The organism is Nocardia sp. NPDC055321 (assembly GCF_053645575.1).
In genome coordinates this window covers 306,205-321,313 of record NZ_JBSHMS010000003.1, presented here as the reverse complement: position 1 = coordinate 321,313, position 15,109 = coordinate 306,205, and the positions used below count along the sequence as shown (strand labels likewise).

General features: G+C 69.2%; 15 protein-coding genes. 6 read left to right on the top strand and 9 right to left on the bottom strand.

Translation table 11 applies throughout. The features are described from left to right. Window positions 1–12 precede the first annotated feature (12 nt). From ACWIGI_RS06295 to ACWIGI_RS06285, 3 genes are all read left to right on the top strand, one after another. Complete coding sequence (locus ACWIGI_RS06295; RefSeq protein WP_454201286.1) at window positions 13–1,626, top strand: FAD-dependent oxidoreductase; 1,614 nt, start codon at window positions 13–15, stop codon at window positions 1,624–1,626. Between the two features lie 562 nt (window positions 1,627–2,188). Then, the gene (locus ACWIGI_RS06290) at window positions 2,189–4,624 is read left to right on the top strand and encodes a hypothetical protein (RefSeq protein WP_454201285.1); all 2,436 of its coding nucleotides are present in this window, start codon (window positions 2,189–2,191) and stop codon (window positions 4,622–4,624) included. Window positions 4,625–5,129: 505 nt separating this feature from the next. Next, a complete protein-coding gene (locus ACWIGI_RS06285) occupies window positions 5,130–5,546 on the top strand; it encodes a hypothetical protein (protein WP_454201284.1) in 417 nt (138 codons plus the stop codon). A 200-nt stretch (window positions 5,547–5,746) separates the two neighbouring features. On the opposite strand, the gene ACWIGI_RS06280 is transcribed toward ACWIGI_RS06285, so the two are convergent. Together ACWIGI_RS06280 and ACWIGI_RS06275 are read right to left on the bottom strand one after the other, a co-directional pair. Further along, window positions 5,747–6,508, bottom strand: coding sequence for an SDR family NAD(P)-dependent oxidoreductase (locus ACWIGI_RS06280; protein WP_454201283.1), 762 nt, complete (start codon window positions 6,506–6,508; stop codon window positions 5,747–5,749). Between the two features lie 188 nt (window positions 6,509–6,696). Continuing rightward, entirely contained in the window at window positions 6,697–7,011 is a 315-nt protein-coding gene (locus ACWIGI_RS06275) for a hypothetical protein (RefSeq protein ID WP_454201282.1), read from the bottom strand. 614 nt (window positions 7,012–7,625) lie between these two features. Between ACWIGI_RS06275 and ACWIGI_RS06270 the strand changes: the two genes are divergently transcribed. After that, window positions 7,626–7,991, top strand: a complete 366-nt coding sequence (locus tag ACWIGI_RS06270) for a hypothetical protein (RefSeq protein ID WP_454201281.1) — start codon at window positions 7,626–7,628, stop codon at window positions 7,989–7,991. A gap of 193 nt (window positions 7,992–8,184) precedes the next feature. Here ACWIGI_RS06270 and ACWIGI_RS06265 read toward each other — a convergent pair whose 3' ends face one another. Next, complete coding sequence (locus ACWIGI_RS06265; RefSeq protein WP_454201280.1) at window positions 8,185–8,544, bottom strand: SMI1/KNR4 family protein; 360 nt, start codon at window positions 8,542–8,544, stop codon at window positions 8,185–8,187. Window positions 8,545–8,554: 10 nt separating this feature from the next. On the opposite strand from ACWIGI_RS06265, the gene ACWIGI_RS06260 reads away from it, so the two are divergent. Then, the gene (locus tag ACWIGI_RS06260) at window positions 8,555–8,974 is read left to right on the top strand and encodes a hypothetical protein (protein WP_454201279.1); all 420 of its coding nucleotides are present in this window, start codon (window positions 8,555–8,557) and stop codon (window positions 8,972–8,974) included. Between the two features lie 185 nt (window positions 8,975–9,159). Here the strand turns inward: ACWIGI_RS06260 and ACWIGI_RS06255 are convergent, their stop codons facing one another. Continuing rightward, window positions 9,160–9,717: a hypothetical protein gene (locus tag ACWIGI_RS06255; protein WP_454201278.1), complete on the bottom strand. Its 558-nt coding sequence runs from the start codon at window positions 9,715–9,717 to the stop codon at window positions 9,160–9,162. Window positions 9,718–10,120: 403 nt separating this feature from the next. Here ACWIGI_RS06255 and ACWIGI_RS06250 point away from each other — a divergent pair, with 403 nt between their 5' ends. Continuing rightward, window positions 10,121–10,621: a hypothetical protein gene (locus ACWIGI_RS06250; RefSeq protein WP_454201277.1), complete on the top strand. Its 501-nt coding sequence runs from the start codon at window positions 10,121–10,123 to the stop codon at window positions 10,619–10,621. Window positions 10,622–10,686: 65 nt separating this feature from the next. Here ACWIGI_RS06250 and ACWIGI_RS06245 read toward each other — a convergent pair whose 3' ends face one another. Genes ACWIGI_RS06245 through ACWIGI_RS06225 form a run of 5 tightly spaced genes read right to left on the bottom strand, consistent with a single transcriptional unit; the run spans window position 10,687 to window position 15,101 of the window. Next, window positions 10,687–11,334, bottom strand: coding sequence for an HAD family hydrolase (locus ACWIGI_RS06245; protein WP_454201276.1), 648 nt, complete (start codon window positions 11,332–11,334; stop codon window positions 10,687–10,689). A 36-nt stretch (window positions 11,335–11,370) separates the two neighbouring features. Continuing rightward, complete coding sequence (locus tag ACWIGI_RS06240; RefSeq protein ID WP_454201275.1) at window positions 11,371–12,186, bottom strand: sirohydrochlorin chelatase; 816 nt, start codon at window positions 12,184–12,186, stop codon at window positions 11,371–11,373. 1 nt (window position 12,187) lies between these two features. Beyond that, window positions 12,188–13,486: a sulfate adenylyltransferase subunit 1 gene (locus ACWIGI_RS06235; protein ID WP_454201274.1), complete on the bottom strand. Its 1,299-nt coding sequence runs from the start codon at window positions 13,484–13,486 to the stop codon at window positions 12,188–12,190. Further along, a complete protein-coding gene (cysD, locus tag ACWIGI_RS06230; protein ID WP_354986017.1) occupies window positions 13,486–14,412 on the bottom strand; it encodes a sulfate adenylyltransferase subunit CysD in 927 nt (308 codons plus the stop codon). The genes ACWIGI_RS06235 and cysD overlap by 1 nt, the downstream gene beginning before the upstream one ends. Next, window positions 14,391–15,101 (bottom strand): phosphoadenylyl-sulfate reductase, encoded by a 711-nt coding sequence (locus ACWIGI_RS06225; RefSeq protein ID WP_454201273.1) that lies wholly within the window; start codon window positions 15,099–15,101, stop codon window positions 14,391–14,393. Before ACWIGI_RS06225 ends, cysD begins: the two co-directional genes overlap by 22 nt. Between the last annotated feature and the right edge of the window lie 8 nt (window positions 15,102–15,109).

Genomic DNA, 15,109 nt, shown 5'->3' with positions numbered 1-15,109 from the left:
AGGGACCGTACAGTGCCGTACGTCGTCACCCAATCCTGTTGCAGCGACGCCTCCTGCGTCTACGCTTGCCCGGTCAACTGCATCCATCCCACGCCCGATGAGCCGGATTTCCGGACGGCGGAGATGCTGTACGTCGACCCCAAGGCGTGCGTGGACTGCGGGGCGTGCGCGACCGCGTGCCCGGTGGACGCGATCGTCTCCTCGAAGAAGCTGACCGACGAGCAGCTGCCCTTCATCGAGATCAATCGCGACTTCTATCGTGAGGAACGCCCGCGGCCCCTGCTGGCGCGGCCGATTCCGGCGGCGGAGGTCAAGCCCGGGCGCGAACCGCTGCGGGTGGCGATCGTCGGCTCGGGGCCCTCGGCCATGTACGCGGCCGATGAACTGTTGACCCAGGCCGGAGTTCAGGTCACGGTCATCGACAAGCTCAGCACCCCTTACGGTTTGGCGCGCTTCGGTGTCGCGCCGGACCACACCAAGACCCGCAAGGTCGCCGAGCTGTTCGACGTCATCTCGGCGCAGCCCGGTTTCGGTTCGTACCTGAATCTGACCGTCGGCGAGCATGTTTCGCACTCCGACCTGATCGCGCATCATCACGCGGTGCTCTACGCCGTCGGCGCGTCCAGCGATCGCAAGCTCGGTGTGCCCGGTGAGGGGCTGCCCGGCAGCGTCTCGGCCACCGAGTTCGTCGCCTGGTACAACGGGCATCCTGACCAGGCCGGCCGCTACTTCGAGCTGTCGCAAAAGCGCGCCGTCATCGTCGGCAACGGCAACGTCGCCCTCGACGTGGCGCGACTGCTGACCACCGATCCCGAACTGCTCGTCGACACCGACGTGGCCCCGCGGGCGCTGGCGGCGCTGCGGCGCAGCAAGATCGAGGAAGTGGTCGTGCTCGGCCGTCGCGGCCCGGCCGAGTCCGCGTTCACCGTGCCGGAGTTCGTCGGACTGCTCGGCGCGGACGTGGACATCGTGGTCGAGGGTGAGATCCCGGAGATCACGCCGGACATGCCGCAGAAGGTGGAGCAGAAGCTGAAGCTGCTGCGCGGGCTGGCCGATCGGCCGACCGGCGGGCGCAAGCGCATCGTGTTCCGGTACCTGTCCGCGCCCACGGCGATCAACGGCGTGGACCGGGTCACCGGGGTCGAGGTGGCGCGCAACGAGCTCGTCGCGGACGCCGACGGCGTGCTACGGGCCCAGGCGACCGGCGAGGTCGAGACGCTCGAGACCGGGCTGGTGCTGACCTCGGTCGGGTACCGCGGTGTGGCGCTGCCCGGGCTGCCGTTCGACGAGCGCGGCGGCATCATTCCGAACCTGGACGGGCGGGTGCTCGAAGCCGCGGGTGGGTCCGTGGTTCCGGGGGCCTACGTGACCGGCTGGATCAAGCGCGGGCCGACCGGGTTCATCGGCACCAACAAGTCGTGTGCGCAGCAGACGGTGCGGCAGCTGGTGGACGACTTCAACGCGGGGCGGTTGGGTCAACCGCTCGGCGGGGCGCGGGAATTCGACCGGCTGGTCGGTGCGCGTCAGCCGCACGTGGTGCGTGGCGGCGCGGCGAATCGGCCGTCGCGGCTGCGGCTGCCGCTGCTGGTGCGGAATCGCAAGGAGTCCTCGGCGCCCGTGCGCTGAATCGGGCTTTCCGTACATATAAAACCGACCGTCCTTTGTGAATTGTTCACGGAGGGCGGTCGGTTTCGTTTTGTGTACGGATTGTGTTGTGCGAGTTGTAATACTGCGTTCGCTAACAGCGACATCTTCCTGGGTATGCGCGAAACGCTGTCGAATCGCGGTTGGACAACCTGCCTGTGATGGGGTCCGGTTGGTAGCAACCAGCCAGTGATCGTGTTCTGACCGGCGCAAACTGACACTGCGGTTTTGTTTTTCGGACACTGGTTGCCTACCGGTTGGTATGAAATTGGGGTTCGCTGTGGTGTAGCCACGAGAGCGGATTTTCGCAACTGCGCTGGTGTCCAGTCTGATTCGATCTTGTTGGGTCATCGATCTGACCAGTGGATTCGCCAACTTCGCTACTGGACACGAAATCTTTTCTCCGGATTCGATATTCACATCCGGTATGCGCCAGCTAACCTGAACGCGCTGTTTGGAAAACGACCGCGACCACATGGTTGGTACGCCTGTGAGGCCGTGGTCTCGGTGCGTTGACGGGATAGCAATGACTGTTGGCTTTGGTATGAGCATCGGCACAGTGAACTCGGTATGGGCCACCGCGACGGGTGATCGCGGCCGGCCCGCCGTCCGAGTACGGCGCACGGCTGTCACTTTCGACAGCGCGGGCGGGCCTCGCATCGGCGGCATTCCGCAATTCGCCCCGGTGGTAACCGATTTCGCCGATCTCACCGCGGATCCGGATCCCGTGGTGGTGGGCGGGCGCATCTGGTCGCCCGCGGATCTGGTGGCCGCGGTGGTCAACGGGTTGATCGAAACCAATGCTCCCGAAGCCCCGGCGGTCAGTACCTATCCCGCCTCCTACACCGACAAGCACGTCACGCGATTGCGTCGCGCGCTGGACTGGTCCGGGGCCGCCGACGTGCAGCTCATGCCCGAGCCGGTCGCGGCCGTTGAATGGCTCGATCACGAGTTCGGCACCGCCGGAGCGGGTTTGACGCTCGTCTACGACCTCGGCGGCAACTGTCTCGACATCGCGGTGGTGCGCACCGAGGCCGAGTTCGGTGAACGCGGCGTGCTCGGCCGGGCCGAGCGCTCCTACGACTACGGCGGGCGGCCGCTCGGCGCGCTGATCGCCCGGTACGCGCGCAGTATCGCTCCCGGTGCGGCACAGCCGGTTTCGGCCGTGGTGCCCGCCACCGACACCACCAGACTGCGGTGCTGGCACATTCGGAATTCGCTAAAACTGGTGCGCGCCACCGTGCACCGTGCCGGACTCGTCATCGACGACATCGATCGCATTCTCATCATCGGCGGCGCGGCCCGGCCCGCCGAGGTCTCCGCCGTGCTCGCCGATCTCGGCCGGCCCGTGTTCATGTCGCCGGATCCGGCGCACACCGTGGCCGTCGGCGCAGCCCTCGCCGCGTTCCGCAGCGCCGACACCGGCTCGGCCATCGGGCGCTACGCCCCGCGCGCGGCCGTATTCTCCGGTGCGGCGGTCGCTTCCGCGCTCGCCATGTCCGCGGCCACCGTCCTCGGCGGCCCGGTGGCGGGCCCGCCCGGACTGCAGGCCGCGCCCGGCGGGGTCACGACCCCCGGCATTCCCCTCAGCCTCGGCGACGTCCTCGTCTACGACGACGCGACCGCCCCCGGCGGCCGCCCGCACGCCATCGCCCCCGCCGCGGCGGTTCGCGGCTACGGCCCCGTGGCCGCCACCGTGACCCAGAACTGGTTCGCCGGACGCCCCGTGGTGGAGGTCGACCGCACCAGCCCCGGCACCCGGTGCGAGACCCGCACGGCCGAGCAGCTCGCCACGTACGCCAACCCGGCGGAGTTCGTGAACCCGATGCCGTTCCCCCCGGGGAGCATGAAGCTGCCGATCTCGATCGGGACGATGCCGCACATCAGTCTTCCCGGGCTGCCGAACGTGCCCGGGCAGCCGGGCAATCCGCAGCCTGGAAACCCGCAACCCGGAAACCCGCAGGGTCCCGGAGATATCAGTGCGCCCGGTCCGATCACCGAGCCCGGTACGACGCCGGGCACCCCCGGGAATCCCGGCACGACACCGGGCGCTCCCGGCGATCCGGGTACGACGCCCGGGGCTCCCGGTGACCCAGGTACTACGCCCGGCTCGCCGTCGGATCCCGGTACGACTCCGGGCTCGCCGTCGGATCCGGGAACCGTTCCCGCGCCGGGTAATCCGTCGGATCCCGGTCCGGTTACCGGGGAACCTGCCTCGGGCGGGTCTACGGGTGGCGGAGCGGGTGTGGGCGGGGGCGGGGCGACCGGTGGTGGAACCGGCGGCGGGGGTGGCACTTCCGGTGGGGGTGCCGGGGACGGCGGTGCGGGCGGTGGTGGTGCCGGTAACGGCGGCTCCGGCGCGGGCGCCGGTGGTGGCGCAGGGGCCGGTGGCGGTGCGGATGCCGGTGGCGGCGACGCGGGTGCCGGTGGCGGCGCGAACTCCGGCGGCGGTGCCGGTGGTGGCGCGAACTCGGGCGGCGGCGCTGGCGGTGGTGCGAACGCGGGTGCCGGTGCCGGTGGTGGTGCGAACTCCGGTGGCGGCGCTGGCGGTGGTGCGAACGCGGGCGGTGGCGCCGGTGGCGGTGGCAACTCCGGTGGTGGCATGGGTGGGGGAGCGAACTCCGGCGGCGGGGCCAACTCGGGTGGCGGTGCTAACTCCGGTGGCGGCGTGAGTTCCGGTGGCGGCATGAACTCCGGCGGCGGAACGTCTTCCGGCGGCGGCACCAAGCCCGGCGGCAATTCCGGCGCGGGCGCGAACTCCGGCGGCGGCATGGGCGGCGGTGCGAACTCCGGCGGCGGTTCCCGCTCCGGCGGCACCTCGGCCGGCGGAGGCGGCATGGGCGGTGGCGGTGGCGCGTCCGCCGGCGGCGGCTCCCGTGGCGGCGGGATGGGCGGCGGTGGCATGGGTGGCGGCGGCGGGATGGGCGGAGGCGGCGGAGCTTCCGGTGGCGGTGCCGGCGGCGGCGGAGGCATGAAGTAGTGCTCCCGACGGTCGCCCCCAACTCCCACCGTTTCCCCACTCACACAACGCACTTCGTCGCGAGTACCGTGCTCTCGGCACTCTCGGACGTCGAGTCTCGCGCCTTGGAGACGCGGTCCACCGGTAGGAATTCCCTGGTCGGCGAGGCGGGACACCCGGCCGCCCGGCTCCCGGTGGCTGCCACCCTCGCCTCGGAGGAGGTGGCTGCGCTAGTCGGTCGGTCCGCGAGTTCTGATATGGGCGTGCCGATCCGGAGCGGACACGCTGCGCCGCTGGTGATACGCATGGCTGCCGCGACTGAACGCTCTCTCCGTGGGATTGATGAGCCTGCTGCGTCAGGGGCTTCGGTTCGGGTGGCGCGTGTCGCGCACATGGCCGTCGGGCGGGGCTCGGCTGACGGGGTCATGCGCGGCGGGTCCGTTCCGGTCCGCGGGTCGGGTGCGGCGTCGTGCGTGCTCGTCGCAACCAGCTCGCTTGCTATCGGCGGAACGGGAGCTCATCGACTATGAGCAGGGCGATCAACCGGGCCGTGCGTCAAACTGCCTGGCCGCGACCGCAGTTGCGGGTCGTGGCGGGGCGATCGGCGCAGGTCGATGCCGAGGGTGAGGCGGGCGCCGAAGTGTTGGGCGGGCCGGGGGTCACGGGGGAGCGGTATCGGGGGCGGCTGGCCGAGCGGCTGGCGGCCGGGGTGGTTCGGGATGGGGCGGGGGAGTCGCCCACCGAGTTGAATCAGTTCTTCCTGTGGCATCGGAGCGCGTTGGACGCGCCGGAGGTGCCGTGGGAGGCCTGTGGGGGTGGCTCCGCGCGCGCTGTGGAACCGCGTGGGGCGGGGGCCGCCGTGGCGACCGAGCTGCCGAAACCGTTGGTGGTCGTGCGATTCGACCGCCGTACCGAACCCGCTGGGACCGTGGCGATCGAGTAGCTCTCGCCACCCAGGAACGGCGACGTGCTGGGCGGTGAACCCGGAAGCCTCCCGCCCGCTCGTTGTCGATGAAGCGACCGGCCCACCCTCGCGCCTAATGTGCCCAGCGCGACGGTGGGCCCGGTTGCGTTCGGACCCGGATCGATCACAGCCCCTTGGCTATTCGGTGAAGTCCCAGCCTCGGCGCGGTCCTGCGGTTTTCAGCGAGCGGTGAAGCCGCCGTCCACCGTCAGGGCCGCGCCGGTCACGAACGACGCCTCGTCGCTGAGCAGGAAAGCGCAGAGGGCGGCGATCTCCTCGGGGCGTGAGATCCGGCCGAGGGGGTGCAGGGCGGCGATGGCGGCCTCGCCCTCGGGGGTGGCGCCCATCGACGCCCGGAAGGCCGGGGTGTCGACCGCGCCGGAGACGATGGCGTTCACGCGCAGCCCGTTCTCGGCGTTCTCCAGCGCGACCGCGCGGGTGAGTCCGACGACGCCGTGCTTGGCCGCCACATACGGTGCGACCGAAGCCATTCCGACGACGCCGAGGTTGGACGCGTTGTTGAGGATCGCGCCCCCGCCGGACGCCAGCAGCGCCGGAACCTGATGCCGCAGACCGTAATACACGGCCGTCAAGTTCAACTCGATGTCCGCCCGCCACCCGCTCGCCTCGATGTCCTGCACGGCCCCGAATGCGTTGACGGCCCCGGCGTTGTTGAAAGCCCCGTCCAGCCTGCCGAATTCGCCGACCGCCGCCGCCGTCAACCGCTCGACGTCCGCCTCCACCGTCACGTCGGTGGGCACGAACAGCGCCCGACTACCCCTACTCGTGATCTCCTCGACCAGCCGGTCCCCGGCTTCCTTCCCCCGGGCCCCCAGTACGACCGCACCCCCTTCGGCGACGACCCGCCGCGCGACCGCCTCCCCGATCCCCGAGGTGGCCCCGGTGATCAGCACAACCTTGCCCTCGAATCGTGTATCCATGCCGACGTTCTCCTTGAACCCGAGAATTACTTGACATGTCATATTTAATGCCGCGCGGCGGTACGGCGCTGGCGGCAATCGGACATCTAACTTGATGTGTCATGCATTTACGATGGGTGGCCGGGATCGGTCTTCGCGCCGCCCCGACGTTCAGTGGAACGATGCCGCGACGGCTCGGTTCGGGACATCTATACGCCGGACGGGTTCGACGTGTCCCCGTCGACCCGCCCCGAGTCGGCGGTTCGGCCCCGGTCGGCCAGTAGCGCGGTGAACGACGCGTACTCGCCGGGGGGCACGCAGATCTGCCGTCGCGGCGACCAGCCCCGGACGGGCGGCCTGTCGTTGGGGATCACGACGGCGTGGTCGAGATTGCGCCCGATCCAAGCCCGGAGGTCGGGTGAGTCGATGCTGGGCATTGTCGCCACGGCGTGTTCCCAGTCCAAACCCGGCACCGCGGCGGCGACGACCACGATCGAATCGGTGGTATGCCAACTGTCGCACATGATTTCGTCCCGTCTGAGTGGGGAACCACTGGGGAAACGGTCCGAAGTGCCTGGATCAGGTTCGGCAGCAGCGAGGTCTGCCACCGACGGTAGTGGACGGGTCCCGCCCGGTCGACTGGGACCGGCTGCCCGCGCGGCCGGCGGGGGCGGTGGCGTCTTCCCGGGGAGTGCGGCGATTCGCGGACTCGTGCAACAACGCGGCTAGGCCCGGGGAACGTCCGGCGCGACCGGTTCGGCGGGCCGGGCGCGGCGCGAGCAGCGGCGGGCCGGCGCGAGGTCCCGGGTGTGTCCCCGGCGTGACCACTCGTCATGCGAGCGGGCCGGTGCGGCAACCTCGAAGCGTCGTCGCGTCCGCACCTCCGACCGGTGGTGGTCCCGGTGCGCACGGGACGTCAACCCCGGTGGCAGGTAACGGTCGGACATGCGAGTTCGCGGGCGCGGCGCGTAGCCGGATGGGGAAGGACTAGCGTGGAAGAGCGGAGGATTGCTCGTGCATCGCCGGTCGGGCGGTGTCGTCGCCGTGCGAGTCCATCGGTCCTAGGGCCAGACGGGAGCGTCGTTGTGACGCTGTGCCAGGAAATTTCGAACTTCGCGCCGCCACTGGGATGTGGGATGTGACGACACCGGACGAGTCGGCCGGTCAGCGCCGAGAGCACGGGACGGGACAGGCGGGCGATCTGACCGATGACGACTCCGGTGTGAGCTCCTTCCTCACCCTCGGTGACGACATGGTGCGCAATCTCATGGATGTGCTGCAGCGGCTCGACCGGCTGCGTGGTGTGCTCGACGATACGAAATCGACACTGCTGCAAATTGATTCGGCCACAATCGATGTGCGGGATCTGGTCGCCCGGCTCGAAACGGACCTGCGCAGCGCCAACGCGAGCATGCTGGCGATCACCAGCGATTGGCTGATGGCGTCGCCTGGGCGCGGCGGACCCCTCACTCTCCGATCCGCGCCGTTCTGGCACCAACGGTGACCGCGACCACCGTGCCGGGGTGAGTGTTCGGTCGCCGCCGATGCAGGTGTCAGCGAATCCAGGGTCTGTGCGAGAAGCCTCGCGTGGCTACTTTCGCGGGTGACTCGAATACCGGGGCGGGGCCATCGGATCGCGCCGCACGTCGATACCTTTGGAAGACGCTGCCGATCGGTGAGCACGTACGTCATCGTGGTCACCGATACCAGTCGTCCCCGTCGGCGCCCGCGCGCCGATGGAGGTAGTCGGCAAGGGAACCGGCGACCCACGTGCGGGAGTCGGTCTCGTGGTCCCACACGAACACGTCGCTGTTCCGCTCGGCGGGCACGCGCACGTAGCAGAACTGGTCCCCGCCGCCGTTGTCCCCGAAGAACATCAACTGGTCGAAAGACATGTACAGCCGCGCGAACTCGGGATCCCGCCGAAACTCGATGTTCTGTTCGACGATCTCCCGCGCCGACCACACCAGCCCCGAACCGTACTCGTCCCGCACACCGTCGCTGCCGCGCAACAGCTCTCGCAACTCGTCCGGCACCGCCTGCCCGAGCCGCACCACGATCGCGACAATGCCCGGCGCCGCAGGCCGGGTCCGGCCGCTGTACACCTCGCCGGGCTGGATCCCGCTGTGGTCGGATCCGGTCAGATCCGACTACATCGGCCTGGACCTGGACCCCGACGCGGCCGGTGTTCGCGGGCAGATCATCAACTTCGGCCGGGACGAAGAGCGGCACTTCGTGTGCGCGAACAACTTCACCGAGCTGCTGGAGATCCTCCTGGACGAGGTCCGCTCGGGCCGATGGCCCGCAACGACCCTCATCTACGACGAGGAGGAGGGGGAGGAACGCACGCTGGTCGGTGACGTCGCGGACGGGTCGGGCCGTGCCTGGTTCGGCGCCCTCGAAGACCACTTCTTCAACGCGCTGTACAAGCGTGCCGAAAGCCCCAGCGGCCCCGCTGTTCCCGTGAACCCTCCGAGCAGTTCGTAGTCGGGTGCGGCCTTGACCCGGGATGGCGGGTTCGTCCACTCCGTGGCGGACTCGTCGACTCGGGACGAGGAGGACGCCGTCGACATCCGAGCGATGGATCTGCGGCACGTGGCTGTCCGTCGAGAACAGTGCCGACAACCCTTCCGCTGCCGGGGATCCGGCAGCGGGTCACGTCAAACCTTCGGCTACTTCACGCCGCTCGTGATCGCGGCTGCCTGGCGCGCGGCGATCGCGACCGCCACCTCGGCGGGGACGTACTCGCCGGTCTTGCTGTTGAACTCGATGATCGAGAACGCCTTGCCTTCGGCGAAGATCGCGACCGTCGTGCCGTCGGGGCCGTTCAGGATCCCGCCGTCGACGCCGACATCGATGGGGGTGAAGGCCGCGCCGGCCTTCTGGGCCACATCGGTTTTCGCCGCCGCTACCGCCGCGGCGGCGGACGCTGCGTCCGGCTGGACGATGACCGCGGTCGTGATCTTCTCGGTCCCGGCGCCGTTGCCGTAGATCCCGGTGATGCCGTTCTGTTCGGCCTTGCTGGACTTGAGGGTCCAGTCGGCGTCGATGTCGGTGGCCTTGATCAGCAGGTTGGCGTACTCGCCCGCGCCGGGGGACACGACCGTGGTGGTGGCGGCCGAGGCGGACGACGTCTCGGCCGACGAGGACTCCTGGTCCGCGCTACAACCGGCGATACCCACGGACAACAGCACTGCGGCACCGAACACCACAGCCTTAGATTTCTTCATCGGCAGATAATGGCAGAGGCGCAAACCCGCCGCAATCTTTCGCCGACCCGAATTCCGGGGGCATCGCGACGGCTCCGATATGGCCGGGTGCCCACGGGATTCGAAGGGTCCCACCGGGTCGCCAACCGCTCGATCCGTACGACTCGACGGGATCAGAAACACTCGGTACTGGTGGGCGGTTTGCGGTGCGGGGGTCACCGTAGCCCTCGTAGGTGGGCGGTTCCGGCGGGGTCCCGTCGGGGGAGGGGAGCTCGGTGACGGTCACCGACTTGGTGGCCTTGCCCTGGACGACCTTCAGCACGTGGGTGCCGGGGTTTGGGGACTTACCGAAATTGTGACGTTTCACTAACTCTCGATGTTACCGTTCGGCGACCCTGATCCCGGGGATGAGCAGGAGTGACGGATGAGTGCGAACAGTGGACCGAGGCGGCGAATCGGTTGGAGTGCAACCGCTTTGATGGCCACGACAGTAGCGATGGTGGCGCCCTCCGCCGCCGCCGCGGAAATCAACATGAGCCTGGAAGCAGCCCCTCCCGGCGGCTACGTGACCGGGACCGAATACCGCATCACCATGCCGGAGCACGGCGGCGCCGACTTCGATAATCGGATCGTCTTCACCGACAACGGGCAGTGCTTCGCCGCCTTCTGGCGGATAGGGAACAAAGACTCCACCGGCTCGAGCAGGGTGTTCAGCTCCGTGACGATCGATGTCATTTGGGTTCCGAAGACGGTGGGCACACACAGCATCGTCGCGACCGCGGCCGGCACGAGCGTGACCTACACGGTGAACGCTGTCGCCGCGCCGATCGGCACCCCACCCCCACCGGCCGAGGATCCGAATACCAACGGCTGCAACGACACCGGCAACCCTTACGCCGATCAAACCAGCACCGGCAGCTTCTGACCGGTCGGTGCGAGCCCGATTCCGCCGGCTCCCTACCGGATACCGCCGAGGCTGTCCGTCTCGTGCTACTTCGGCGCGAGGACGTCGGGGAGCTGGGCGAGGGAGTCGATGACTATTCCATGGGAGGTCTGGGGAAGCTCGGAGTGCAGGTAGCCCCAGGGGCCGCGGCGGATGAGGGCGGGGACCATGCCCGCGGCGGCCGCGGGCAGGAGGTCGTTGTCGACCCGGTCGCCCACGTAGCAGATTTCGCGGAATTTCACGCCGGCTACTTCGGCGACTTTCGCGAAGAAGGCCGGGTCCGGTTTCTCCAGGTTCCATTCGGCCGAGGTGTAGATGGCGTCGACGGGGAGTTCCATTTTCTCCAGGGCCGACTTCGCTTGCGGGGGCTGGTTTCCCGCGATGATCACCCGCACCCCGCGGCTTCGCAGCTCTGCCAGCGACGGCACCACGTCCGGGTAGAGGTCGTCGGCGTCGAAGTTGTTGCGCAGGCTGTCGGGCTCGGCCAGCGCCCACGCCTCCTGCTCGGCGTCGAGGTCGATGCCGGGGCGGAGCAGTTCGAACGCGTCGGTCAGCGGCCGCCCGGTCGCCGCCATCCCGCCGATGGCCCCCATCAAAGCGAACCCGGGCACCCCGAGCCGATCCGCCCACCGACTCCAGATCCGGGTCTCGTCGATCAGCGTCTCACCCACATCGAACACCGCAGCTTTGATCACGGCCCCACCCTATCGGGCACCGGCCGAGGGCCCGGATCAGGCCGAGCGAACGAGTGAGGCCGTCGCGGCGTCGTCGTACCGGTTCCACACGATCTCGGTCAGCGCGCGATGCGCGCCGATGACCCGCGCGTGCACGGGTTCGGGTGCGGCATGCAGGAGCCGGTCGGTGAGCAGCCCGGGAGCGAGGAACCAGGGGGCCACCAGGACCCGGTTCGCTCCGCGCTCGCGCAGGGCGGACACCGCCTCGGTAACCGTGGGTTCGGTGGTGGCGAAACAGATTTCGGTGTCCCAGCCCGTCAGCGCACCGAGCCGGCGAGCCACCTCGGCGGTCCGGGCGTTGGCCTCGGCCGACGAGGAGCCGACGGCGGCCACCGCGATCCCCGGGCGATCGGGGTTCGAATCGCCGAGTTGTTCGAGCACCCGGTCGCGCAGGGCGGCGATCAAACGCTGATCCGGGCCTAGGACGTCGGCTTGGGTCAGGCGCAGGTGCGGGTGGCGGTCACCGGCGGCAGCCAGGAGCTCGGGCAGATCCACGCGGGCGTGGAAGGCGCTGCCCAGCAACAGCGGAACCACCACCGCGTGGGAATGACCCGCGGCGGCGATCTCGTCCACGACCTGATCGATCGACGGGATGCTCAGGTCCAGGAAGGCCAGGCGCACTTCGAGATCCGGCCGGGCGGCGGCGATCCGCGCCACGACCGCGTGCATGGTCGCGGCCGAGCGGGGGTCGCGGCTGCCGTGGGCCACCGCGACGAGCGCCGGGCGTGGGGCCGCGAGCGACCGGAAGTGCCTGTGGCGCAGGGCGACCGGCAGCGAGGCGGTCGAGAACGCGCCGCTGCCGGGCGAACTCATGTCAGAGTCCGACTTCCGTGCCGACCTCGACCGCGGTCAGGGCGTCGCCGACCAGGCCCGCGGCCAGGGTGTTGCCGCCCGCCGGATCGATCAGCAGGAAGCTGCCGGTGTAGCGGTTGACGCTGTAGTCGTCGGCCGCGATCGGCTCGGCCACGCGGATCGAGATCCGGCCGATGTCGTTGAGCGCCAGCGACTCCGGGTTAGGATCCGCGGCCAGGTTCTGCTCGTCGAAACGCTCGATGAGCGCGCCGACGATCGCCTGCGTGGTGCGGGCGCCGTGCTTGAGCAGCAGTCGCGCGCCCGGGCGCAGCGGCTTGTCGCCGAGCCAGCACACGGTGGCGTCGAAGGAATCGACCGGCTCGGGAGCATCCGCCGCCGCCACGATCGTGTCGCCGCGCGAGACGTCGACATCGTTGGCCAGGATCAGCGTGACGCTGCGGCCCGGCTGCGCCGAAGCCAGCTCGCCGTTGGGGGTGTCGATACGCTCGACCGTGGTCCGCGTGCCCGAGGGCAGCACGATGACCTCGTCGCCCTTGCGCACGGTGCCCGCCGCCACCTGACCGGCGTAGCCGCGGTAGTCCGGGTATTCGGCCGTGCGCGGGCGGATCACGTACTGCACCGGGAACCGCAGGCCGACCTCGTGCCGGGTGCTGTCCGCGTCCACCGGCACCGATTCCAGGTGCTCGATGAGCGAGGGCCCGTCGTAGTACGGGGTGTTCTCCGAGCGCGAAGCGATGTTGTCACCGTGCAGCGCGGAGACCGGAATCTCCACCACATCCTCGGCGTCCCAGCCGAGTTTGGCGGTCAGCTCCGAGAATTCGGCGACGATCTGCTTGTACACGCCGGCCGGATCATCGACCAGGTCGATCTTGTTCACCGCGAGGACCAGCTTCGGCACACCCAGCAGCGCCATCACCGCGGCATGGCGGCGGGTCTGCTCGATGACGCCCTTGCGTGCGTCGACCAGCAGGATCACCAGCTGCGCGGTGGACGCGCCGGACACCGTGTTCCGGGTGTACTGCACGTGCCCCGGGGTGTCGGCGAGCACGAAAGACCGTGCGGGCGTGGCGAAGTAGCGGTACGCCACGTCGATGGTGATGCCCTGCTCACGCTCGGCACGCAGTCCGTCGACCAGCAGCGACAGGTCCGGGGTCGACAGACCCTTGTCGACCGAGGCGCGGGTGACCGCGTCGATCTGGTCCGCGAGAACGGATTTCGTGTCGTACAGCAGGCGTCCGACCAGGGTGGACTTCCCGTCGTCGACCGATCCGGCAGTCGCCAGTCGCAATAGGTCGGACATCAGAAGTAACCCTCTCGCTTGCGGTCTTCCATGGCGGCCTCGGAGACGCGATCGTCCCCTCGGGTCGCGCCACGCTCGGTGAGCCGGGAGGCCGCCACCTCGGCGAGAATCGCCTCGTTGTCGGCCGCGTCGGAAATGATTGCGCCGGTGGTGGATCCGTCGCCGACGGTGCGGTAGCGCACCGACTTGACCGACAGCTCCTCACCCTCGGCCGGACCGCCCCACACGCCGGGGGTCATCCACATGCCGTCGCGCTGGTACACCGGGCGCTCGTGGGCGTAGTAGATCGAGGCCAGCTCGATGTCCTCGCGGGCGATGTAGCGCCAGATGTCCAGCTCGGTCCAGTTGGAGATCGGGAACACGCGCACGTGCTCGCCCGGCGCGTGCCGGCCGTTGTACAGGTTCCACAGCTCGGGCCGCTGCCGCTTGGGATCCCAGCGCCCGAACGCGTCACGCAGGGAGAAGATCCGCTCCTTGGCGCGCGAACGCTCCTCGTCGCGGCGGCCACCGCCGAACACCGCGTCGAAGCGGTGCTCGTTGATGGCGTCCAGCAGCGGCACGGTCTGCAGCGGATTGCGGATGCCGTCCGGGCGCTCGGTGAGCCGCCCGTCGGCCAGGTAATCCTCCACGGACGCGACATGCAGTCGCAGGCCGTACTTCTCGACCACGTGGTCGCGGAACGCCAGCACCTCGGGCAGGTTGTGCCCGGTGTCGACGTGCAGCAGCGCGAACGGCAGCGGCGCGGGCCAGAAGGCCTTGAGCGCCAGGTGCAGCAGCACGGTCGAGTCCTTGCCACCGGAGAACAGGATCACCGGTCGCTCGAACTCACCCGCCACCTCGCGGAAGATATGGATCGATTCGCTCTCGAGCGCGGCGAGAGTATCGAATTCGGTCACGGTAGAAGTCATGAGGCGTGCAACCCGCATTCGGTCTTGGCGAGGCCGGCCCAGCGGCCGCTTCGCGGATCGGATCCCGGTTCCGGCTTCCGTGTGCACGGGGCGCAACCGATGGACGGATATCCCTCCTCCACAAGGGGATTGACGAGGATACCGTTGGCTTCGATGTACTCGGCCATCTCTTCGTCGGACCAGGCGGCGATCGGGTTGATCTTCACCAGCCCGAAGCCCTCGTCATAGGAGATCAGGGGCGCGTTGGCGCGCGTCGGGGCCTCCACGCGGCGGATGCCGGTGACCCAGGCGTTGTAGGGGGCCAGCGACCTGGTCAGCGGCACCACCTTGCGCAGCCGGCAGCATTCGGCGGCGTCACGAGCGAACAGGTCCTTGCCCAGCAGCTGATCCTGTTCGGCGACAGTGTGTTCGGGCTCGACGTTCACCACGTTCACCCCGTAGACCATCTCCACCGCGTCGCGGGTGCCGATGGTCTCGGCGAAGTGGTAGCCGGTCTCGAGGAACAGCACATCCACGCCCGGATGCACCTGCGCGGCAAGCTGAACCAGCACCGCGTCCTGCATGTTGGAGGCCACGATGTAGTTGGAGCCGAAGTTCTCCTCGGTCCACTGCAACAGCTGCTGCGCGGTGGCGTTCGGCCCGAGATCGGCCGCGCCCTTCTCCGCCAGCGCGCGAAGGTCGGTTTCGGCGAGTTTGGTCGTCGTCATTGCTGTCT